At 47.3% G+C, this 21,773-nt stretch carries 21 protein-coding genes; 17 read left to right on the top strand and 4 right to left on the bottom strand.

What is annotated here, in order from left to right:
- Nucleotide 1 precedes the first annotated feature (1 nt).
- The 8 genes from AC07KQ_RS11415 to AC07KQ_RS11380 all read left to right on the top strand — a co-directional run bounded on the left by AC07KQ_RS11415 (nt 2) and on the right by AC07KQ_RS11380 (nt 9,194).
- Complete coding sequence (locus AC07KQ_RS11415; protein WP_016386628.1) at nt 2-1,324, top strand: pilin N-terminal domain-containing protein; 1,323 nt, start codon at nt 2-4, stop codon at nt 1,322-1,324.
- Nucleotides 1,321-2,880 carry a SpaH/EbpB family LPXTG-anchored major pilin gene (locus AC07KQ_RS11410; protein WP_480156564.1) on the top strand — a complete coding sequence of 520 codons (1,560 nt, stop codon included), beginning with the start codon at nt 1,321-1,323 and terminating at the stop codon, nt 2,878-2,880. Before AC07KQ_RS11415 ends, AC07KQ_RS11410 begins: the two co-directional genes overlap by 4 nt.
- Before the next feature lie 6 nt (nt 2,881-2,886).
- Nucleotides 2,887-3,714 (top strand): class C sortase, encoded by an 828-nt coding sequence (locus AC07KQ_RS11405; RefSeq protein ID WP_013246026.1) that lies wholly within the window; start codon nt 2,887-2,889, stop codon nt 3,712-3,714.
- 588 nt (nt 3,715-4,302) lie between these two features.
- A complete protein-coding gene (locus tag AC07KQ_RS11400; protein WP_013246025.1) occupies nt 4,303-5,526 on the top strand; it encodes a hypothetical protein in 1,224 nt (407 codons plus the stop codon).
- 188 nt (nt 5,527-5,714) lie between these two features.
- Nucleotides 5,715-6,251 carry a hypothetical protein gene (locus AC07KQ_RS11395; RefSeq protein WP_013246024.1) on the top strand — a complete coding sequence of 179 codons (537 nt, stop codon included), beginning with the start codon at nt 5,715-5,717 and terminating at the stop codon, nt 6,249-6,251.
- A gap of 253 nt (nt 6,252-6,504) precedes the next feature.
- Entirely contained in the window at nt 6,505-6,699 is a 195-nt protein-coding gene (locus AC07KQ_RS11390; protein WP_003567298.1) for a hypothetical protein, read from the top strand.
- A 316-nt stretch (nt 6,700-7,015) separates the two neighbouring features.
- A complete protein-coding gene (gene proB / locus AC07KQ_RS11385; protein WP_003588744.1) occupies nt 7,016-7,849 on the top strand; it encodes a glutamate 5-kinase in 834 nt (277 codons plus the stop codon).
- 88 nt (nt 7,850-7,937) lie between these two features.
- Nucleotides 7,938-9,194: a glutamate-5-semialdehyde dehydrogenase gene (locus AC07KQ_RS11380; protein WP_003576247.1), complete on the top strand. Its 1,257-nt coding sequence runs from the start codon at nt 7,938-7,940 to the stop codon at nt 9,192-9,194.
- Nucleotides 9,195-9,272: 78 nt separating this feature from the next.
- Here the strand turns inward: AC07KQ_RS11380 and AC07KQ_RS11375 are convergent, their stop codons facing one another.
- Nucleotides 9,273-10,505 (bottom strand): MFS transporter, encoded by a 1,233-nt coding sequence (locus tag AC07KQ_RS11375; protein ID WP_013246023.1) that lies wholly within the window; start codon nt 10,503-10,505, stop codon nt 9,273-9,275.
- A gap of 327 nt (nt 10,506-10,832) precedes the next feature.
- Here AC07KQ_RS11375 and AC07KQ_RS11370 point away from each other — a divergent pair, with 327 nt between their 5' ends.
- The 5 genes from AC07KQ_RS11370 (at nt 10,833) to AC07KQ_RS11350 (ending at nt 13,485) form a co-directional block, all read left to right on the top strand.
- A complete protein-coding gene (locus tag AC07KQ_RS11370; protein ID WP_480156563.1) occupies nt 10,833-11,084 on the top strand; it encodes a hypothetical protein in 252 nt (83 codons plus the stop codon).
- A 224-nt stretch (nt 11,085-11,308) separates the two neighbouring features.
- Nucleotides 11,309-11,515 carry a hypothetical protein gene (locus AC07KQ_RS11365; protein WP_003567288.1) on the top strand — a complete coding sequence of 69 codons (207 nt, stop codon included), beginning with the start codon at nt 11,309-11,311 and terminating at the stop codon, nt 11,513-11,515.
- A gap of 70 nt (nt 11,516-11,585) precedes the next feature.
- Entirely contained in the window at nt 11,586-11,843 is a 258-nt protein-coding gene (locus AC07KQ_RS11360) for a hypothetical protein (protein ID WP_003567286.1), read from the top strand.
- Between the two features lie 132 nt (nt 11,844-11,975).
- Entirely contained in the window at nt 11,976-12,182 is a 207-nt protein-coding gene (locus AC07KQ_RS11355; protein ID WP_003567284.1) for a CsbD family protein, read from the top strand.
- A gap of 187 nt (nt 12,183-12,369) precedes the next feature.
- A complete protein-coding gene (locus tag AC07KQ_RS11350; protein WP_003588738.1) occupies nt 12,370-13,485 on the top strand; it encodes a lactate oxidase in 1,116 nt (371 codons plus the stop codon).
- A 190-nt stretch (nt 13,486-13,675) separates the two neighbouring features.
- Here AC07KQ_RS11350 and AC07KQ_RS11345 read toward each other — a convergent pair whose 3' ends face one another.
- Together AC07KQ_RS11345 and AC07KQ_RS11340 are read right to left on the bottom strand one after the other, a co-directional pair.
- Nucleotides 13,676-13,960 (bottom strand): chromosome partitioning protein ParB, encoded by a 285-nt coding sequence (locus AC07KQ_RS11345; RefSeq protein ID WP_003567280.1) that lies wholly within the window; start codon nt 13,958-13,960, stop codon nt 13,676-13,678.
- A 13-nt stretch (nt 13,961-13,973) separates the two neighbouring features.
- Nucleotides 13,974-15,095 (bottom strand): low temperature requirement protein A, encoded by a 1,122-nt coding sequence (locus AC07KQ_RS11340; RefSeq protein ID WP_003599717.1) that lies wholly within the window; start codon nt 15,093-15,095, stop codon nt 13,974-13,976.
- Between the two features lie 174 nt (nt 15,096-15,269).
- Between AC07KQ_RS11340 and AC07KQ_RS11335 the strand changes: the two genes are divergently transcribed.
- From AC07KQ_RS11335 to AC07KQ_RS11325, 3 genes are all read left to right on the top strand, one after another.
- Complete coding sequence (locus AC07KQ_RS11335) at nt 15,270-15,509, top strand: hypothetical protein (RefSeq protein WP_013246020.1); 240 nt, start codon at nt 15,270-15,272, stop codon at nt 15,507-15,509.
- Between the two features lie 97 nt (nt 15,510-15,606).
- Entirely contained in the window at nt 15,607-16,278 is a 672-nt protein-coding gene (locus AC07KQ_RS11330) for a 2,3-bisphosphoglycerate-dependent phosphoglycerate mutase (protein ID WP_013246019.1), read from the top strand.
- A 499-nt stretch (nt 16,279-16,777) separates the two neighbouring features.
- A complete protein-coding gene (locus tag AC07KQ_RS11325; protein WP_003576237.1) occupies nt 16,778-17,401 on the top strand; it encodes a CBS domain-containing protein in 624 nt (207 codons plus the stop codon).
- A gap of 111 nt (nt 17,402-17,512) precedes the next feature.
- Here AC07KQ_RS11325 and AC07KQ_RS11320 read toward each other — a convergent pair whose 3' ends face one another.
- The gene (locus AC07KQ_RS11320; protein WP_013245703.1) at nt 17,513-18,757 is read right to left on the bottom strand and encodes an ISL3 family transposase; all 1,245 of its coding nucleotides are present in this window, start codon (nt 18,755-18,757) and stop codon (nt 17,513-17,515) included.
- Nucleotides 18,758-19,032: 275 nt separating this feature from the next.
- Here AC07KQ_RS11320 and ppdK point away from each other — a divergent pair, with 275 nt between their 5' ends.
- Nucleotides 19,033-21,663, top strand: coding sequence for a pyruvate, phosphate dikinase (ppdK, locus tag AC07KQ_RS11315; RefSeq protein WP_480156640.1), 2,631 nt, complete (start codon nt 19,033-19,035; stop codon nt 21,661-21,663).
- The last annotated feature ends 110 nt before the right edge of the window (nt 21,664-21,773 follow it).

The following is a 21,773-nucleotide window of genomic DNA, read 5'->3' as shown; positions in this document are numbered from 1 at the left end:
GATGCGACTACGATTGCTATGGTGGGTTATCCCACTCCTCCTATTAGTTGGCACGCTGCTTGGTCTTCAGCCAGTCAGCGCGGCTGAAAACACTGCCGAAATTGTCTTGCATAAACGCATTTACCGAGATGTGCGGCAACCTGAAGATGTTTGGTATGACAATGACGGTCAGATAATTGATCCGGAAAACCCCGATAAGGCTGGATATAAACTGTTGAGCAAAACTAGTGGTCTGAATGGCGCTAATTTTGAAGTTTACGATGCTAGTTCCTTGTTGAAGTCAGATATGACACCGGATGACGTTCAGGCACTGATCGAAAAGTATCAAAATATGACTCGCAAGCAGGCACTTAAGTTTGCGCGGGCAAACCTGCAACTTGCAGGTCAAGGGAATAAAGGACTTGGCTTGATTAACACCGCCACCGATAAAAATCTTGGTGAAGACGGGATTGGACGCGTCACAGTTGACACTGGTCAAGGCAGCTTCGAGAAAGCGTATCTGCTGATTGAAACCGCGTTGGATTTCTCCACCGATCTGAACGTTGACATGGAAAGAAAAAGCTCACCGATGCTGATTGTTTTTCCGGTAAAAGATCCGACTTCAGGTGACCCAATGTCGACCGTGCATCTTTATCCCAAGAACGTCGGTTATGTCCGGGACCCGTACTTCTTTAAATTCGGCGTTCATCCTGACGGGACGAGTCGGCGATTAGCCGGGGCCATTTTCGCGATCTACCGAATCGTGGACGGTCAGAAACTATATCTCGACTTGTCACCAGCTACTGACTTGAAGAACAAATGGGTTGCATCAACCGATGCTCTTCATGATGATCGTGTGAATAAATTTGTTTCGGACAAAGACGGTTTAGTGAACACAGGTGAACGATTCTTGTCGGCGGGCACGTATTATTTTGAAGAATTACAGTCAGTACCAGGTTATGAATTGGACGAAAAAAGTCGGGCGATTAAAATCGAAATTCCCGACTCTTGGTTAGATGATGATGACAATTACCGTTATGTACTGATTGACGGCCAGCCGATGAAAGAAAACATCGGCGGGATCGTGACACCGGAAATGATTAGTATCGGTAATCCCCGAGTTTATAACTATACAGATCGCAGCAGCACTTCAAGCGAATCCGACCCGACACCGCCGACAGGCCAGTCTGATCAGTCAGACAAACCGACTGGCGCAGGCGCAACTGGATATTTGCCGGCAATGTCTGACTGGCAAAACCTAAGTCTCGTTCTCATCGGTATAGGACTCCTGACATTGGCAACTTACTTCCTGATCAAGCATAAGAAAGCGAGGAACCACCCATGAATGCCACGATAAAAAAGATCGGACACGGCCTATTAGCCGCTTTGATGCTCATGAGCGTGTTACTACCGCTATTGGGCGCTGGCAGAACCGTTCACGCTGCCGAAAGCCAGGTTGCATTTACCCTTCACAAAATTGAACAAACTGCAGATGAAAAGATTCAAAACACTGGCCATGATTTAGGTCTCACTGGCAGAACCCCAGTTGTCGGTGCAAAATTCAAAGTGTTTAATGTTACAGATGCTTTTTATCAGCTATTAGAGACACACGATAAAGAGACTGCGGCGGCGATGATGTCGCAGAATCTGGGCAACTATACAAATCTTCAAGATCAAAATGCGCCAGAAATCACGACGGGTCGAGATGGGTTGGCAGTTTTTAATCAACTGCCAGCTAAAACCGGTGGTCGGCACAGCGTTTATGCTTTTAGTGAAACATGGACGCCTCAGCCCTATCAAAAAGCAGCTGATATGATCGTGAGTCTGCCGGTGCGTGACAAGAATGGCAATGACTTAACCAATATCCATCTTTACCCTAAGGATAGTGTGGTTACCAAACATTTAGATGCTATCAATGGCGGAGCAGTTGCCGCTAAAGACTTACATGACGTTGCTGTCGGTGATGTGTTGACTTACAATATCCAATTTCAGATTCCCCATGACATTGGCGCAATGGCGGATAATCAATCCGGCGTGTTCAAGTACAATCAATTTGAAGTGCTGGATTACATGACCAAAGCCGGCTTGACGTTTAAAGAACTAACCGCAGTGACTGTGGACGGTCAAAATATTTTGAACGACTTAACAGGCAAAATCGCGCTGATGACCTCAAATGACGCGGCATGGCAAACCGCGCATGGCAACTATCCATTCGGCTTCAAATTAGATTTCTTAGGCGGATCAGACGCCAATGCCGTTCGTAATTTGTTGACGAAGTATGCCGGTAAACGGGTGACCGTTGGCTATACGGGGATCGTGAACGAGAAGATGGTACCTGATCAAAAAATCGGGAACACAGCAGTTGTTTCTTTTGATCCTGATACCAAAATCACCGTTAACGGCCCGGAAATTCAGACTGGCGGGATGAAGTTTTTCAAATATGAAACTGGTTCCGATGACAAGTCGTTGGCTGGTGCAAAGTTCATCATTCAGCGACAAACTGGCAATGCAAAAGAATATGCTGTGCTTGAAGGTGTCACCGGTATGACAGGCGCTTATGCCCCAAGCAAGATCACTTGGACGACAACGAAAGCTGATGCAACCGAACTGACCACTAGCGCAGGAAAACCATTTAACCTGTCGATTCAAGGGATGCTGCCAGGGACTTATACCTTGATTGAAACAGATGCCCCTGATGGCTATGAAATCACGGATCCAACCACGGACTTTGAGATTGTTGCAGGTACGTGGGGCGAGAAAATCGTTCGCATCACAAACACCCCCGTACGCACATTGCTGCCGATGACCGGCGGGATGGGACTGCTCGCATTTCTGCTGATCGGCATCGTCTTGATGAGCGGTGGTTACTATTTGAAGAAGCAAACCGGCAAGAAAGCCTGATCGCCTATGGCTAAGCAGGCGAAAGGGTCGAACCGGCTGTTGCGCTGGCTCGTGATCATCCTCTTCACCGCGGGGGCTGCCTGCTTCTGCTACCCTTTTGCGGCGACGGCGATCAATGAAGTCATCATGACCAGTCGTCGTGCTGAAGCCGATCGCGAAGCAGCCAAAAATGCCGCAGCCCAAGATGCACAACGCGCTTCTGAGAATCGCGCGCTCGCCGAAACCGGCCTGCGACCCGGCCAAGACCCCTTTAACAGTGAGCAAAAAGTCAAGCAGGCTTATGTTAAAAAGCATTTAATTGGGCGAATTGCGATTCCGAAAATAGAAGTCGACTTGCCACTATTTGATACCACCAACAACACCTTACTTGATCAAGGCGCCGTTGTTTTACCGGGTACTAGTTATCCGCGCGGCGGTAAAAATACGCACACAGTGATTTCGGCCCATGGCGGCTTGCCAACCAAGCGCTACTTTACGGGGTTGAAGAAGCTCAAGAAAGGTCAGCAGTTTCTGATTGAAGTTAACGGCAAGAAACTAGCATACAAGGTCTTTCGCATTCAAACTGTGAAACCAGATCAGACTGAAAGCTTGCAGATTGAATCAGGTCAGGATTTAGCAACGCTCATGACGTGCACGCCATACATGATCAACTCGCATCGCTTGTTGGTCACTGGTAAACGCGTGCCCTATACTGAATCGTTGGGACAAGCAGCAAAAGCCGCTGACCAATGGCGCTTTTGGAAAAGCGCTGCAATTATCGGCGGTGTGCTGTTGCTAGCTGTGCTGATCGTCTGGTTAGCCCGCCGTTACTTGCGCCGACAGCGTAGGTCATAAAAGGTCAGGAAGACAAGTTCGATTGACCAATTTTGTGAAAAAGAGGGTGCACCATAATTCCAACGTAGGACTCGTGATTCATTAAACTCCGAATAATCGCAGGGAGATGCTTGGCTAAAATTTCCTTGCCGTGCCAAACTCCGCAATCTCCGGCCAGCTGGGGCTGGAACGCTGTGACGGCGCTTTGAGCCCGCAAAGCCCGCGGTCTCGAAGTCGCCTAACAACATCAGCGACAAAGACCGGTCGCTGTGTTGTTTGCACGGCTGAGTCCCATCTGGCCTACGATTGCTCCGCCTTGGCACTCCGGTCTTTAAAATCATAATAAATAACCTATGAGCAGGCAAAAGCGAACAAATTTCCTTTAAGTAGAAATTTGTTCGCTTTTATTTTGCCGACTGAGAAAGATGTCCTGACCTGTTTTCCGTGACATGGCCAAAAGTTATTCCTGAAGTAGCATTCGACAAAAAAGTGATACGGTTTTTCAAGAACGATCAAGGCCGCCTTTTGCTTTTTTCTGGCAATTACCGAGTAATATAATCGCGTGGTTAATTCAAATATATTATAATTCTGATATGAAGGAGTGTATGCATGTTGAAAAAATGGGTTTGGGTGACGGTATTGTCAGCCATCGGTATCGTTGCACTTGGCTTTGGCGGCTGGGCGTTGATTGATCATTATCAGTACAGCCAGTTAGTTGATCAGCCAAGTGATGTTAAAAGATGGGAAGCTGATCCGCGGCCGTTGCAGTCCAAAAGCGCGGCAATTAAGCAAATTAAAGCTATCGGGCAATCAGATCCGCTTGAAAAACGCGCGGCCACCGATGCCAAATTAGTGGTGATTCCTGGACTTCGCGGTGCTTGGTCGATCAATGCTAAAACCAAAAAAGCGGGTTTTGGCAATAACTGGGTGCCTCAGGGGGTCACCCAGTCCAAAGATGCGATCTATATGAGCTTGTATGATGGTAATCACAAACTGAATTCAATCATTGTTCAGGTGAACAAGCATAATGCTAAGTACAATAAAACCTTAATTTTAAGGAGCAAATCGCACGTTGGTGGTATCACTTACGACATCGACCATCAGCGGCTGCTTTGGTCTGATGATGCCGCGCAGACAACAGGTGCTGGTATCAGTTATGTGTCACAGCGCGAAATCGATGCCTATTCGGCTAAAGCAACGCAACAACCGATAAAGTCAACCCGGATTGAACTTCATTTGGCAAGACGGACCTCAGCGATTGCCCTGTATAACAATCAATTGGTTTTTGTTAAATATGGTCAGAACAAAAAGAACCGTTCGATCCTTGCCTTACCGCTCAATGCAAATGGGCTGCCAGCACCCATCACGATGAAGCAAATGAAAGCATGGGCTTTGGAACTTGCACCAAAGTTTGCCGGCAAAACACTCGATCAAGAAGTTAACATGGTCTTTAAATCGCTGATTCAAAAGAAAGTCATTAATTCGTATAACAATGGCTGGGATCGGCTTCAAGGCATTGCCATTGCCAAAAGTGGGCTGACGTTGCTCAGTCAGTCAAATGGCAGCGCACCAGGCAAAATCTGGATTCGGGTTCCGGGCAATAAAAGCTGGACCAAACTAGACTTCACTGCACCAAAGTCAGGATCTAAAATTATTAACGTGCCAAACTCGGTTGAAGAAATCAGCCTTGATCCTTCTGAGAAGCACATTTCGATGATCTTTGAAAGTGGTGCCAAAGCTTATCGTGAAGCAGGCTCCTTCATGCATCGTCCGAGTTACATGGATCGGGTCATTATTTTGCCAGTGTTGGTTAAAAAAGGCCAAGTCCAGTAATTGCATGGCTTGACAGTAAGAGAGAAGCCAAAAGCAGGTTTTGCAATCAGAAGGTGATCGCGGAAACTGCTTTTTGTTTGCCTCAGAAACCAGCAATTTTAATAACACCTGTTTTGTTCGCACATCGTTTGGCCAAAATGATAAAGTTATTATTACAATATTAATTGACTTATTTTGGGGGTGTGGGGATGCGTCAATATGGGATAAAAGGACTGGCGGCGCTTGGCATGCTGCTGGTGATGTTGGGCATGCCAAGCGGCTCAGCGGAAAGTGAGCCGCTGCCATTAAAAGCCAATCATGTTGCCGCAGTTTATGAGGCCAAGAAGGTTAGACCACTCTTTCAACAACTAGCCGTCTTTCCGGATGGCACGCAGCAACCACTTGCTGGCGGCATCTTTGCTTTTTATCGATTCGACAGTTCAGGCCGCCGCCGCTATCGAACAACGGATGGTCATTGGCGGTCAGTTGGGAATCCATTAACTTCTAAAGAAGCCTATAAGGTAAAAGCAGATCGGCACGGTATTGTTGCCATCGCCAAGAACCTACCAGTTGGGACTTTTTACAGTGAGCGCCTACTTTTGCCGCGACCATATGCGACCAAAATGCCGCTGCCTGTCAAGATTCACGTGAAGCGCACTGGCATCACGGCCAATGGTCAGGCCATTCATACAGGAGAGGAACTGCCTAGAATTTACGCTTTTCGGGTGGCGGTGACGCGGCAGTGAGCGATTGTTGACACTGCCTATGCCTAGTTTATATTTTTCGCCCTTATTTCAGTAAATGGTTGGCTGGCTTGATGGGGAAAAGAGTTTTTAATCCCCGCTAAATTTCGGTTGTCGAGATAGCAGTGACACACGATTATCGGCGAAAATACAACGTTTATTTTTGAACCCGCTTAGATGCTTCCTTGTACGATACAATGTTTTTGAAAGCATTGTGTCGTTTTAAAATCTTTTGCAGTTCTTGGAGGTATGATTTATGCGCGCGAAAAAGAAACAAAACAAAATGGCAAATGCGTTGCTTTTAACCGTGAGTTTTATCGTGGTGGCTTGCTACCTGCTTTTCTTTAAAGGGGTTAGCCAACCTTTTCAGTTTATTTTAGTTTGTGGCAGTCTCAGTGGGTTCTTGGTTCTTCTAGGGGCACACCTTAGACAATTATTTGCTCGGAGTTGAGTAACGATGAGGCGTGCGTATAAGCGGTAATCAACGCTTCGGAATACCTGCGCTTGACTTTTCGTCATTGCCCGCATACAATTCACTTCATCAAGTCATAGTAGCGCCTCACAGAGATCAGGACAATCGCTGAAAGTCCTGAAATGTGCGCGAATCCAAGCTTGTATGATGAGTCTCACAAAACTTAAATAACGATAAAAGCGCAAAGCATTGCTTTGAACGAGAATGGTACCGCCTTAACGGGTGTCTCGATCAAGGCGGTGCTTTTTTTGATAGATTAGATTTCTCGACAAGTATGCATTCAGCGGAGGTAGCAATGGCAAAACGGGCGATGCAATGTAAACGATTAGTAGTGAAGATTGGCACGAGTAGCCTGATTCATCCAAATGGTAAAGTCAATTTGCAAACCATTGATCGACTGGCCTACGCTTTGACGGCGCTGAATAATCAAGGCTATGAGCTGGTGTTAGTCACCTCTGGCGCAATTGGCGTGGGAATGGCGGAACTAGGCATGTCGAAACGACCAGCTGTCATTGCCGAGCAACAAGCGCTTGCCGCGATTGGCCAGTCGGAATTGATGACCTTGTACACGCAGCGGTTTAGTGATTATGGTGCGAAAATTGGCCAATTGCTGCTAACACATGATGTATTTGATTATCCGATGAATCGTCAGCATGTGCTGGACACGATTGATGCGTTATTGGCTCAGCAAGTGATTCCGGTGATCAACGAAAATGACAGTGTAGCGGTTGACGAGTTGGATCATCGCACGACATTTGGTGATAATGACCAATTGTCGGCGCTAGTGGCTAAGCAAATAGGCGCTGATTTGTTGGTCGTCCTTTCAGATATTGACGGGTTGTATGACCGTGACCCGAATCGCCATCCGGATGCTGCGCTCATGCCGACGATTACGCAGCTATCTGCCAAAGTGCTGGCAGCTGCAGGCGGCAGTTCGACGCGCTTCGGGACCGGCGGCATGGTGACAAAACTGAAGGCCGCCAAGACGATGATGCGTGCTGGCAAACAAATGGTGCTTGCTAGTGGTCGTGATCCGCGGATTGTTTTACAAATCTTGGCCGGCGACCCAGTCGGTACTTGGTTCGGTCAGCCCAAACAAGCAGCAAGTGTCAGTCAAAGTTTTCAATAGTAGGTTTTAGTAGCACTTTTAAACGGCTCATATCACGTTGGCAGACACAGAAGCTTGCTCGCGTGCACTAAAAAAGGAGACCGATGATATGGACGCAACGACAATTGATCTTGAACAGATGGGGCGGGCAGCCAAAACGGCGGCGATGACGCTTGGCCAATTGACGACACTACAGAAAAATACCGGCTTGTTAGCGATGGCAGCTGCGCTGGAGACGCATGCCGATACCATCTTGGCGGCAAATAAGGCTGATCTTGCAGCTGCGAGCGCCCTGCCGGAAAAGTTTGTTGATCGGCTCGCGTTAACGAAGGCACGCATTGCCGACATGGCAGCTGGGGTACGACAGGTTGCCACACTGGATGATCCGACTGCGCAAACGGACAGGGCGTGGGTGAACGAAGCCGGCTTGACGATTGCTCAGAAACGCGTGCCATTGGGTGTTGTTGGCATGATTTACGAAGCGCGGCCAAATGTGACGGTGGATGCAGCTGCCCTGACCTTTAAAAGCGGCAATGCGGTCATTTTACGCGGTGGCAAGGAAGCATTACACAGCAATCTTGCGTTGGCGACAGTTTTACAAGATGCGCTGGCAGCAAAAGGGTTACCGCGTGATGCCGTGCAATTGATCACCGATCCTAGCCGTGCCGTTGCCACTCAGATGATGCACTTAAACGGCTACATTGATGTGCTGATTCCGCGAGGCGGCAAAGGGTTGATTAAAGCGGTGGTTGAACAGGCAACGGTTCCGGTGATCGAAACCGGAGCTGGCAATTGTCACATTTATGTTGATGCCCATGCCCAATTGCAAATGGCGGTGGCGATTGTTGTCAATGCCAAGGTGCAACGGCCATCTGTCTGCAATGCAGCCGAGAAGCTTTTGATTCACGCTGATGTGGCAAATGAACAGTTGCCAGTCATTGCTAAAGCCTTGCAAGATCATGGCGTTGAATTACGCGGCGATGAACGTGCCCGCGCCATCGTGCCGAGTATGCACGCTGCTACCGCTGAAGACTGGGATACGGAATACAATGACCTGATTATGGCCGTTAAGGTCGTTGACTCAGAAGAAGAAGCCATTCAACACATCAATGCGCATAATACAAAGCACAGTGAGGCGATTATCACAGACAATTACCAAAATAGTCAGCAGTTCTTACAGCAGGTGGATGCCGCCGTGGTTTACGTGAATGCCTCGACCCGCTTCACGGATGGCTATGAATTTGGTTTTGGCGCCGAAATCGGCATCAGCACACAAAAATTGCATGCTCGTGGGCCAATGGGATTAGCCGCACTGACCACGATTAAGTATCAGGTTTTGGGCAATGGGCAGATCCGGAAAAATTGAAAGTTTATTTTGAATAGCAATGGCGTTGGCACAATCTATCGATCACAGATAGTTTGTGTCAACGCCATTTTTTACGGTCTAAGCATGGAGCCAATGCTTAACTGTTGTTTGATGGCTAAGCAGGATCGGTATGGTTAACAGCAACGCCAACAAACCACAGGAAGGAAACCCCCACAGGCCGCCAGCCATGTCCATTAAACCACCGACGTATAAACTGCCAATGGGCGTAGAACCTTGGTTGAGCAGAACGTAGACGCTCATGATCCGGCCACGCAACTCATTGGGGATAGAGAACTGAAAAGCAGCATTGGATTGATTCAAGAAAACCATGTTGCAAAATCCAATGACAACCATAAAAATCATCGCCAACCAATAAACGTGAACAAAAATCATCAGCGATTGAACCAAGGCCGTCCCTAATGCCACTAGAAGGTATAAATCGCGGCGTAGGCCAAACCGAGCCAGATAACTCATGAGGAACGCTGCAATCAGTGAGCCAATCCCTGTTGCTGATAGCAGATTGGCATAGCCTTGTGCACCACGGCCTAAAACTTCCTGCGCATAGATGGGGATGATGACATTATTGTTAAAGTTCAGTGTGCAAATAATCATCATTAATTCGGCACTTAATTTAACGTTGTCATGGTGGACGATGTAAGCAAGCCCTTCTTTGACATCAGCAATGATGTGGCGCGGTGTGTGACTGGCAACAGGATGCTGCTGATGAATCATCAATAAACCAATAATAATGGCAATGTAACTCAAGGTGTCAACTAGAAAACACGGCGCCACTCCTATGGTGACCATGAGCACCCCGGCTATGGAAGGACCCGCAATTTTTGCCAAATTGAAAATGGAAGAGTTCAATGAAATCCCGTTCATGAGGTCTTTTTTGCCAACAAGTTCAATAACATAGGATTGTCGAGTTGGCGTATCAAAACTTTGAAGAATGCCATAGCCTAAGGCAATTACCAGAATTTGCCAGTATTGAACAATTTTTAGAAAAGTGATGATCGTCATGGCAGCACCCAAGATTAGAAAACCAAATTGGGTCATCAAAAGAATCCGTCGTTTGGGGTAGCGATCAATGAGCGTACCGGCGATTAAGGTGAGTGCCATGATAGGAACAAATTGAGCCGCTGCGAGCAAGCCAACCAGAAATGCAGATTTGGTCATTTGATAGACCAACCATGTTTGCGTTGTTCGTTGGATCCAAGTTCCCATGACAGAGATACATTGGCCAATCCAGAAGCGGCGGAAATTGGTTGACCGCAGTGAAGAGAAAGTTGCACCAAAAATGTGCCTATCCACGAAAATCATCGCCTTGTTTGGAGTCTATTGTTTCTTATCGTTGGCTTTTTCAGTGAAGATGTCAATACTGAAGCAGGGCGTCTTTTGCAAGTGGTGTCGTCTTTTCAATCGATGAAAGCAACACTTTTCAGTAAAAAGAGGCGGTTGGCTTGTCAATATTTTGAGAACTTTTTTAATTAAAGTCAAAAAATAAAAGCGCATTCAACTGCCTTTTGGCGGGATTGTGACGAAATTATGAAAATTTATATATAATTGATCATTTATGTTGACGATAAAACTTTCGGCCTGTTAACCTTAGCTCAACACATAACAAGGGGGAACTTAATCATGAAGCAGGCAAAAGAAGGCATGGTCGTTTTATGTCGTGCGAATGGCAATATGGAACATGATTTTGTTGGTCGCATTCAGAAATGCTATGAAAATTTTGCATTGGTCGAAATTCTTGATTATGAGCCGCAGGATCAAGTAAACGTACAGGATTTAATTGGTCGCACAGTCATTGCATTCAATCGCATGAAACGCAGTCAAACGACGCAGTTACCAACAACACAAAATCAAGTTAAAGAAAGTGTCGGGTAGCTAACGACGATGTTAGTTGCATGGCCTCTAAAATGAGGATTACAGCATCGAGTGCTGCCGTAAAAAGCCGCAAGATCAAGGCCACCAGCGTTGTCAATAGCAGTTTATAAACTTTTTTCTTAGAATAGTTGAAACTGATGCCTCTAGGGTGTATAAATGCTTCTTGTGATACAAAAACGTGTGCCGACTCATGGTACAATTAATAAAGGTGGTCAAGAGGAATCATGTTATTTGCAGCACATCTTCGTGATTATGAAGTCGTTGGTCAGTATACGGATAAATGGGGGCATCGGCACGATTCTTCCCGGGTCTGTCATCAGATGACTAAGCGAGAAGCGCGCGACGCTATGCAGCGCTATTTGTTGCAACATTTCAGTGATTCGGTTGACTTGGATGCACCGATCAAAGTGAAAGTGCAGGCCACCAAGTAAGCACTTACCCGCCAGTAAGTTAAGCCCGCACGGCGAATTTGCTGGCGAATGCCTTTAAGGAGGTTTTTCTGTGTCACAAGAAATCGTTATTGGTGATAAAGTATCAGTTCGTAAAGCAAAAGATGTGCCATTGAGTTTCAAAGGCACGGTTGAAAAGCTCTATGCCAACGCGGCAATGCTGACAATCGACAGTTTTTCGCCTGATGATGCCTCACTGGTTGAAGATATGAAGAATAAGACGGTCGTGAACTACAAGCATATTAAAAAAGGCGGCAAAGCGGTTATCCCGCCAGCGCCTGAAGAAAAACGACCGGGTGCACGTCACTAGCGTGTAATGAAAAGGACTGTACGCCGATTGTACAGACTTTTTTATTTTCCTTAGAGGTTGCGTGAGCCCCAAAGTGGCATGGCATAATGTCAACTTGGTATCCTTAAATTAAGCAAAGAAGGAGGAAATCATATGACAGATTATGATGCAGCAAAAGACAAGGTTAGCGGCAAGGTTAAAGAAACCGCTGGTAAATTAACTGGTGATGAATCAACCGAAGCTAAGGGTAAGGCCCAACAGATTGCTGGCGACGTGAAAGAAAAACTTGGCGAAGCAAAAGATAAAGTAGCCGAGAAGTTCAATGACGTTGTAGATAAGACTAAGAAAAAAGAGGACTAAATCGGGGGATGTGGCTCCGATTGGTCAAACCAGAGAGAACGCCGACAGATGGCGTTCTTTTTTTGTAGGAACAAAGCCGCACTATAACCACTTACAAAAAATTAGCAAAATCCCTTTACTTACTAATTATAAGTGATACACTTATCTGTGTTCTGATAAGTAAGCAATTTTGGGAGGCTTTTTACACATGACAGTTGTTAATGGTTACGAACAAAGCGATGCAGAAAAGAAATTGAACATTTTGAACTTGCCGTCATTGGCAGATGAAGCAAAGAAGATTATTCCTACTGGCGGTTATGGTTATATCGTCGGGGGTTCTGAAGATGAGTGGACCTTGGCCGAAAATACAAAGGCGTTTAATCACGCTCAGATTGTTCCTAAGGCATTGTCCAACATTGATTCTCCAGATCTGTCCACCAACTTCTTGGGCATTGATCTCAAGACACCAATTATGATGGCACCGACTGCTGCGCAAGGTTTGGCTCATAGCCAAGGCGAAAAAGATACTGCGCGGGGCGTTGCAGCCGTTGGCGGGTTGATGGCTCAGAGTACCTACAGCTCAACATCCATCGCTGATACAGCCGCGGCCGGCAATGGCGCACCGCAGTTGTTCCAACTGTACATGAGTAAGGATTGGGATTTCAACAAGAGCTTGCTCGATGAGGCTAAGAAGGCCGGTGTGAAGGGCATCATTTTGACGGTTGATGCCACTGTTGATGGTTATCGTGAAGAAGATATCATTAACAACTTCCAGTTCCCAATTCCAATGCCGAACTTGGAAAAGTATTCAGCCGGTGACGGTAAAGGCAAAGGAATTGGCGAGATTTATGCCTCTGCTGCTCAAAAGATCAGTGAAGACGATGTTCGTCGAATTGCCGAATACACTGATCTGCCAGTCATCGTCAAAGGGGTTCAGTCTCCTGAAGATGCTTTGCGCGCAATTGGTGCCGGTGCAGCCGCGATTTATGTTTCCAACCATGGCGGCCGTCAGTTGAACGGTGGTCCGGCATCCTTCGACGTTTTGCCAGCGATCGCAAAGGCAGTTAACAAGCGCGTTCCAATCATCTTTGATTCCGGTGTTCGGCGCGGCAGTCACGCCTTCAAAGCGTTAGCAGCCGGTGCTGATCTAGTTGCCTTTGGTCGGCCAGTGATCTATGGCTTGGCTTTGGGTGGTGCAGAAGGTGTTCAAAGCGTGTTCGAGCAGATCGATCACGAACTTGAAATCATCATGCAACTTGCTGGCACTAAGACGATTGCTGATGTGAAGCACGCACCATTAACACACTTCAACTATGCTGACTAATTCAGCCAGAAGCGTGCTTTAAAAATATAAAATCATGACCTCCGCGACTTTGCTGTTGCGGAGGATTTTTTGTCTTTGTGCCATTTCAATTGCTTTTAAAGGCAATCACAGTCAGCTTTATCTGCTAACGATCCCATCAAAAAAGCCCCGCTGCCATTTGAAATGGCAACAAGGCTTAGCGGCAATCAGGTCACAGCCCGATTTGACTTAGTGTGTACATAGCATTACGAAATTCATCTCGGCGATTAGCCTTTTTTTCGACATCACTAGGTAATTCAGTCATGTCGATACGAACAACGGCGCGCCGCAAAAGGCTGACCATTGTCTTGTCGTTCATTTTGATGTAGAGGTGATCGGCGTCAAATCGCTCAACCGCGTCCTCCCAGACCCGGGCGTTTTCGTGGTCGCTTTCCACGTTGCGCTTAATCAGCGACTTGCCATCGACGGTGTTGAATGTGACATCATATGTTGTCATATGAATTCTCCCTTCATTGATCACTTTCATTATACAACGGGTCGTTGGGATGGAGAATGAATTGCCAAAGATATAAGGTATTGGCCAGCAAATACGCAGTTAAGCCTAGCATAAACGGCAATGGCATAGCCGCCGTCATGAAGCTGTATACCCCAAAAATCATGAGTGAAAATCCTAAATAAAACCAACGCTTGAAGCCGATGTCGATCTTGTTGGTTGGATAGGCGCGCAAGTAGCCAATCAGGCTAAAATAGTAAACAGCTAAAGCCAAGGTAATCGCCGCGGCAAACCAACGCGGATCTAATTCCTGAGTCAACCACAGGTGGATAAACGTGCTGATGCTAAGGATGGCCGCTAATAACGGGTAATGAAGATGAATAGCTGCCAAACCGCCTGTTTTTATCTGGCGGTTAAGGCCGTTATCATAAACTAGCTGATAAGCCACAAAAAGCAATATAACCACAAAGAAAAACAAACCGGCCTGCAGTGATAAGCCGCTATAAACCGTATCGGCCACGCCAATAACCGCTTCTCCGAAAATCAGCAGGACCAGTAGCGAGTAACGCTCACTCAAATGACTAAAATCCACCGGGGCAGCATTGATCGTTCGCCAGAAAAGCAGCGGGACAAAACTGGCCCCCACAACGCCCAAAAAGAAGACCGTGAATGACAGCGAGTATGGGGTTAGGAAAGGCGATACAAGTGCCAGCGCGCCAGCAATTGTTAAGGTCAGACCAAAAATTTTGGGTAAAGCAGCATGTTTTTGCCGCCAGATCAGGCCATATTGAATCGCAACACTCAAAAACAAAATGGCGGTGCTCAATTGAAAGGACCATTTTGTTTTAACGAAATCAACGTTGATGGCGGTACTCAAGACGATGACCCAGAACATATTAAAAAGAGTAAAGAGACTTTGGGCTAGTTGGTTGTTAAAGTACCGGTTGGCTAAGACAGTTTGGTAAGTCCAAATCACCCAGAAAACAAGTAGCATCATCAAAAACTCACCAAGCATACGCGGAGCAATGAAACCATGTGTCGGCAGTGCAAGCGCTTGCGCCATACGGCCAACGGCATAGGCAAAAATTAAATCATAGAACAGCTCGACCATCGTAACCGATTTATGCGACTGGGTCATGAGCATCCTTCTTTCTAAAGGCAAAGAGACAAGCCTTCGCCGATCTCGTATATATAGTAGCCTATCATTTTCCAGCTTTTCCGGCAAAAATGCAGAGCGGGAAAAGGCCCAGTTAGAAGCTGGAACGTAAGCGACCTCAAGCCTAAATGGCTGGGCTTTGGGAGGCGCCCTTAGGTGGAGGCTTCTGGGCCTGTTCGCGTGGTTCAGCGAGAAAATGTGGATGGTTCGGGTTTTAGTTCTCTTCTAATGAGTTTGTTCCGGAAGCCCGAGCTGGTTAGAGTGGTGGGGCACGACTTCGAGCTAATGCGCAAGGCCAACGCCGTCTCGCCACTAGGACTTGATCTAAGCGAAGAAAACTGCTTCGCTTTGACCATTGAGTCCATTGCTATTCCGCTGGTTTCATCAATGAAGTAGAATGACAAACATGAAACTAAGCAAAGCAGCACTATTTGATGCGTTTACCACTCGCCCGCGCAGTCTGGTATACTAGTTGGGTTAAGGAGGCCGTTTTGTGGTTAAATTAGTCCTGTTAAGGCATGGCGAGAGCATCGCCAATCAGAAGAATACTTATACCGGCTGGTCGGATGTGGGTTTAACCGCAGAGGGTAAGGCACAGGCTGAGACAGCTGGGGAAAAAATTGCGTCCACGGGGATCTTGTTTGATCATGTTCATACGAGCGTGCTATCGCGGGCAATCATGACGGCATACATCGTGCAAGATAAGATCGGTCAGAACTACCTGCCGATCACGAAAAGTTGGCGGCTTAATGAGCGGCATTACGGTGCCTTACGTGGTATTAACAAGGACTTGACGCGCAAGCTGTTCGGCCCGGATCAGGTTGCAAGTTGGCGGCGAAGTTTTTCCGCACACCCGCCATTACTTGCTAATCCTAGTCGAACCCGGCGTTACCACCGTTATCCAGCCACGATCATCCCGCGCGGCGAGAGCCTTGCCGATGCGAGTCAACGATTGTTACCGTATTGGACAGCTGAACTGGCACCGCGCCTTTTGTCCGAGAAAAATCAGCTCATTGTCGCTCACGGCTCTACTTTGCGCGCCTTGGTGAAGTTTATGGAAGACATCAGCAATGCTGGCATCAACAAGGTCGAAATTGGAAATGCCCAACCAATTGTTTACACCTTGGATGACAAGCTAACCATTCTGGATAAGCAAACTTTATAAAATTATGGAGGCTGAGCCATAATTCCCTTGCAAGACTTGTGATTCATTAAATTCCGAATAATCGTAGAAAGTCGCTGGGCTAAAACTTTTTTGCCGTGCCAAACTACGCAATCTCCGGCCAGCTGGGGTGGCGACGCGTAGCTAGAGCGGAGACGGCGCTTCGAGCCCGCAAAGCCCGCGGTCTCGAAGTCGCCTAACAACATCAGCGACAAAGCCCGGTCGCTGTGTTGTTTGCACGGCTGAGCCCCATCTGGCCTACGATTGCTCCGCCTTGGCACTACGGTCTTTAAAATCGCAATAAATAATCCATGAGAAGTCAAAAACGAACGGTTTTCCAATAACTGAAAACCGTTCGTTTTTAATAGCTGACTAAGAATTATGATCCAGCCACTTTATTTTGCTAGTATTCAGCCTCTCCAAATAAGTTGCCAAACTTTTCGCGACGAAATATCACGTCATATATCGCAAAAATGTTATAATTAACATTAATGAATAGGAGGTGGCCGTCACGCAACTGACCCAGCGCCAAAATAAAATCATTCAGCTACTGAAAGCGGAAAGTCCGATGACAGGGGAAACGTTGGCGACTAAGCTCAACATTAGTTTGGCGACAATTCGCGCTGATTTACGGCTGTTGACAACAATTGGAATCTTAGATGCGCGACCTAAAGTCGGCTATGCGTATCAAGGCGAGAATCTGTTGCAAATGGATAGCCAAAAGTTCTTTCAGACCACTATTGCTGCTATCTTACTGCCGCCGACGGAGATTAAATTGACGACATCGATGGAAGAAGCCGTCACCAAACTGTTTTTAGCCGACGTTGGTTCATTGTACGTATTAGATGATGATGGTGCTTTAGTTGGCCTCATCTCGCGTAAAGATTTGTTACGAGCAAGCTTTACTAATCGCGATACAACGTTACCAGCGAGCATCGTTATGACCCGCATGCCGAATGTGATTACCGTCACCGCTGATACATCGATCATCGCGGCCAGCAAACTGCTCCTTAAACACAATGTTGATTCGCTGCCGGTAGTCCAAAATGCTGGCGATACCCATGTGATTGGAAAAATTACAAAAAACCGAATTTTTAAATATCTCATTGAAACCCTTGTCCCATAAGCTGTTCGTACATTGTTGCGAGCGGCTTTTTTGGGCTCTACGTCAACTGGTGTTGAAGAATAAATTTATCATTTGAGGCGGTTCTCCATTTGGGGAGCCGTCTTTGTCATGTTATGCCGTGATTTGGTAGATTCGTTTGAAGAAGTTCAGCTGATTCTTGAAGCCAAAACAGGATCGTTTGAGTGACTTGATGAGGCGGTTAACGCCTTCGATCGGACCGTTGGAATAAGGGCTGGTGACAGCGGCGAGAACAGCGACTTTGTGTCGCTTAAGCGTCGCGATCGTCATGTCCATTGCCGTACCGTTTGGCTCGTAAGTAGCTAACAGGTTTGCCAGTTCCGCGGGATGTTTCTTCACCATCAAAGCATCATGAAGCGCTAAGTAGGTCTCGTAGGTTTGCTTGAGCTTGGGCTCAGTATCAAGTGCGATATCGATGGCCTCCTGTTGCGTGACGTATTCATTCAAACCAAACAGGAACTGTTTGTGTTTAGCGTCAGGCGCAGTTTGATGAAAAAGCCGCCAGTTTGTCTTCATGATCTTATAAGGACGGCTGTGTTTGTCATCAAGCTGTTTGAGCGCTTGGACGCGTACCTGATCAAGGGCACGAGCCGCAAGTTGAATGATATGGAACCGATCAATGACGACTTGGGCCTTGGGGAAAACCTCATGAATAATCGTCTGATAAGCTGCATTCATGTCCATGGTGACCGTCTGGACCCGAGTGCGTTCAGCGAGTGAATAATGAGCGATGAAGAAGTTTTTAATCGTGCGGTTGAATCGGTCACCAAGCAAGGCAATCAGACGATGTGAATCGGCATCAAGACAGATAAACGACATCATGCCATGAGTGGAACGGAACTCATCAAAGCAGAGTCGCGTGGGTAGCCGGCGAGCCGGTCGGAGTTTGAGATTTTGGTCAATGATCCGTTGAACCGAGGAGGCTGAGATTCCGATAATACGGGCGATGGTTTTGACTGGCAACCGTTCATGCGCTAACTTCATGATTCGCTCTGTCATGTGAGCGGCGATCGTGTGGTTGGGTTGCACGAGTGGCGTCTTGGCACTGACTGTGTGGTAACAGTTATGACAGCGCCATCGTTGCTTGTGCAAGTCAATGACTGTCGGCATTTCAACCCCATTGAGGACGCGCACGTGGGCCGTATAAAACCCGTTAGGGTGCAAGGCCTCAAAGCCACACAGTGGGCACCGGGTTAACCGGTAAGTCAGCTCGGCATCAATCACATGATACTGGCGGCGACGTACCCCGTTGCCGCGATATTCATGACGAACAAAGGCAACTTTGATATTATGGTCTGGTATTCCAAGGACGGACAGTGTAGGATCGTATTGGGACATTTACTCATAACCTCGCTTGCTTTTGGTTTCGACGCTAACAAGCATAGCATGGACACTGAGTAGGTGTCTTTTTGCGTTATCCAAAAAGGGCCTACACGTTCAGTGTTGATTATTTCTCAACACCAGAAAGTGTAGACCCCTTTTTTGTTGTCATTAATGATTCAAAAAATAATTAGGCCAATTTTAGGTGTAAACGCTTGCGTTTTATCTTCAAAAATAATACATTATAAATCGAACATATATCACGTCACATTAAGCGAAAGGAAGACTTTATGATGAAACAGATTTATGCATTTGCTGAAGGCAACATGGAGATGCGCGCACTTTTAGGTGGCAAAGGTGCTAATTTGGCCGAAATGACGAATCTTGGCCTGCCGGTGCCGCCGGGATTCACGATTACCACCGCTGCATGCCACAGCTATCAAACCAATCACGGTCTCTCAGATGATTTGTTGCAAGAATTAGATACGCACTTGACGGCCTTGGAGCAGGCAACTGGCAAGCAGTTCGATGATCAGACATCCCCGTTGCTCGTGTCGGTTCGTTCCGGCGCGTCGATTTCAATGCCGGGGATGATGGATACAATCCTAAATATCGGCTTGAATGATCAAACCGTTGTGGCTTTGGCAAAACTCACGAATGATCCGCGATTTGCGTATGACAGTTATCGTCGCTTGCTTGCGATGTTCGGCAATGTGGTCTACGGTCTTTCGGAAAAAGCGTTTGATGACGTTCTAACGACCATGAAACGTGATAAGGGCTATGCTTCAGATTTGGATCTGACAACGACTGATTTGCAAGCAATCATTGCATCATTTAAGCAACTGTATGAGCAGGCAGGCAAAACGTTCCCACAGGCGCCTAAGGATCAGATGTTAGCGGCGATTGCAGCCGTCTTTGAGTCATGGAATAACCACAGAGCCGTGATTTATCGTCGGGAAAATCAAATCCCTGAAGATCTTGGGACTGCGGTGAACATTCAGACCATGGTTTTCGGGAATGCTGGTGAAGATTCTGGGACCGGGGTTGCCTTTACACGTGATCCGGCAACTGGCGAACGCGCCTTGTTCGGCGAATATCTATTGAACGCACAAGGTGAGGATGTGGTTTCCGGTGTGCGGACGCCGCAGCCGGTCGCCGTTTTGCAGGCACAAATGCCAGCAGTTTATGATCAGCTGGCAACCATCGCTACGAAACTGGAGCAACATTATCGTGATATGCAGGATTTGGAGTTCACGATTGAACACGGCCATTTTTATCTGTTACAGGCGCGTAATGGGAAAAGAACGCCAGCCGCAGCGGTGAAAATCGCGGTTGATTTAGTTAATGAAGGACTGATCAATCAGCATGAGGCTATTCTGCGGGTGGCACCTAAATCGATCAGTGACATGCTGCATCCGGAATTTGATCCTGAAGTGCTGGCCGCGCATACTGTTTTGGCAACTGGTTTGCCAGCTTCACCAGGAGCGGCTTCTGGTGAAGTCTACTTCACTGCCGCTGATGCCAAAACGGCGCATGATGCCGGCCATCAAGTTATTTTGATGCGACAAGATACCTCGCCTGAAGATATTGAAGGTATGATTGTCAGTCAGGCAATTGTGACGGCGCGTGGTGGGATGACGTCCCATGCAGCGGTTGTAGCTCGCGGCATGGGTGCGACTGGGGTTGTCGGTATGCACGCACTAAGCGTTGATGAACACGCCAAAACCGCTACGGTTGGGTCAACCGTTCTCCACGAAGGCGATTGGGTATCGGTTGACGGTACCACTGGCAATTTGTATCGTGGTCAAATCACCACAACGGCGGCGATGGTCAAGGAAAGCTTAGCCACTTTATTGACATGGGCAAAAGATGCAAGTCGCATGGCCGTGTTTACCAATGCAGATACTCCTAAGGATTTGGAGCAAGCACTGGCATTTGGTGCTGATGGCATCGGCTTAACCCGGACTGAACACATGTTTTTCCAACCAGAACGACTGTTGCAGATGCGCCGATTGATTTTGGCCAAAGATGCGGCTGGTCGCAAGACGCCGCTACAAGCGCTAGAAAAAATGCAGGAGCAGGATTTTTACGAGCTATACCGGCTTGCGAATGGTAAAGCAGTGACGATTCGCCTCTTGGATCCGCCGCTGCATGAGTTCTTGCCACATGACAGCCGAGAAATCAGTGAAGTTGCGCAAGATCTTGGCCTAGAGCAAAATCAGCTACGCGAACGGATGGCTGCCCTCAAGGAAGTCAATCCAATGTTGGGGCATCGTGGTGATCGATTAGCTGTGACCTTCCCGGATATTTATGAGATGCAGGTTCGGGCCATGATGCATGCGGTATTCCGGCTTGCCGACGAAGGCATGAAGGTCACCCCGCACATCATGATTCCACTGACCAACTCCGAGACTGAATTGATCTGGGTTCGGAAATTGGTGACAGATCAAATCAAGCAACTAGTCGCAACAAAAGGGATCAAAGTCGATTACGAAGTCGGCACCATGATCGAAACCCCACGTGCTTGCATCACGGCCGATAAGATTGCGAATGCTGCCGATTTCTTCAGTTTTGGGACTAATGACCTGACGCAGTTGACCTTTGGCTATTCCCGTGATGATGTTGGCTCGTTCTTGCCGGACTATTTGAGTAAAGGCATTTTACCAGCAGATCCATTCCAAACCGTTGATACGGAAGGCGTTGGGGCCTTCATGCAGATGGCTGTCGAGAAAGGCCGGGCGACAAAGCCGCAGCTGACCATTGGCGTCTGTGGTGAAGTCGGTGGCGATCCTGACTCTGTGACCTTCTTTAACCAAATTGGCGTCAGCTACGTTTCGTGCTCGCCATATCGGGTGCCGGTTGCTCGTCTCGCTGCTGCTCAGGCAACGTTGCGTGCAGAAAAACAGACGAAGCAGCCTTCATAAAGCCGCTTGCAGTAAAAAGTTTCGAAAAAGTTCGATTTTCTGGTCCACATGACAAGTTTATAAAAAACGAAAACCGACTTGATGGATAAAAAAGAAGCTATATCGCGCCC

This window comes from Lacticaseibacillus sp. YLM2-1 (assembly GCF_056583465.1).
This window is presented reverse-complemented; position numbering and strand designations above follow the sequence as displayed.

What these genes read in the sequence shown, in the direction of transcription:
- AC07KQ_RS11415 (WP_016386628.1), top strand. Translation starts at nt 2, where the DNA reads ATGCGACTACGATTGCTATGGTGGGTTATCCCACTCCTCCTATTAGTT.
- AC07KQ_RS11410 (WP_480156564.1), top strand. Translation starts at nt 1,321, where the DNA reads ATGAATGCCACGATAAAAAAGATCGGACACGGCCTATTAGCCGCTTTG.
- AC07KQ_RS11405 (WP_013246026.1), top strand. Translation starts at nt 2,887, where the DNA reads ATGGCTAAGCAGGCGAAAGGGTCGAACCGGCTGTTGCGCTGGCTCGTG.
- AC07KQ_RS11400 (WP_013246025.1), top strand. Translation starts at nt 4,303, where the DNA reads ATGTTGAAAAAATGGGTTTGGGTGACGGTATTGTCAGCCATCGGTATC.
- AC07KQ_RS11395 (WP_013246024.1), top strand. Translation starts at nt 5,715, where the DNA reads ATGCGTCAATATGGGATAAAAGGACTGGCGGCGCTTGGCATGCTGCTG.
- AC07KQ_RS11390 (WP_003567298.1), top strand. Translation starts at nt 6,505, where the DNA reads ATGCGCGCGAAAAAGAAACAAAACAAAATGGCAAATGCGTTGCTTTTA.
- proB (WP_003588744.1), top strand. Translation starts at nt 7,016, where the DNA reads ATGGCAAAACGGGCGATGCAATGTAAACGATTAGTAGTGAAGATTGGC.
- AC07KQ_RS11380 (WP_003576247.1), top strand. Translation starts at nt 7,938, where the DNA reads ATGGACGCAACGACAATTGATCTTGAACAGATGGGGCGGGCAGCCAAA.
- AC07KQ_RS11370 (WP_480156563.1), top strand. Translation starts at nt 10,833, where the DNA reads ATGAAGCAGGCAAAAGAAGGCATGGTCGTTTTATGTCGTGCGAATGGC.
- AC07KQ_RS11365 (WP_003567288.1), top strand. Translation starts at nt 11,309, where the DNA reads ATGTTATTTGCAGCACATCTTCGTGATTATGAAGTCGTTGGTCAGTAT.
- AC07KQ_RS11355 (WP_003567284.1), top strand. Translation starts at nt 11,976, where the DNA reads ATGACAGATTATGATGCAGCAAAAGACAAGGTTAGCGGCAAGGTTAAA.
- AC07KQ_RS11350 (WP_003588738.1), top strand. Translation starts at nt 12,370, where the DNA reads ATGACAGTTGTTAATGGTTACGAACAAAGCGATGCAGAAAAGAAATTG.
- AC07KQ_RS11345 (WP_003567280.1), bottom strand. Translation starts at nt 13,960, where the DNA reads ATGACAACATATGATGTCACATTCAACACCGTCGATGGCAAGTCGCTG.
- AC07KQ_RS11340 (WP_003599717.1), bottom strand. Translation starts at nt 15,095, where the DNA reads ATGACCCAGTCGCATAAATCGGTTACGATGGTCGAGCTGTTCTATGAT.
- AC07KQ_RS11320 (WP_013245703.1), bottom strand. Translation starts at nt 18,757, where the DNA reads ATGTCCCAATACGATCCTACACTGTCCGTCCTTGGAATACCAGACCAT.
- ppdK (WP_480156640.1), top strand. Translation starts at nt 19,033, where the DNA reads ATGAAACAGATTTATGCATTTGCTGAAGGCAACATGGAGATGCGCGCA.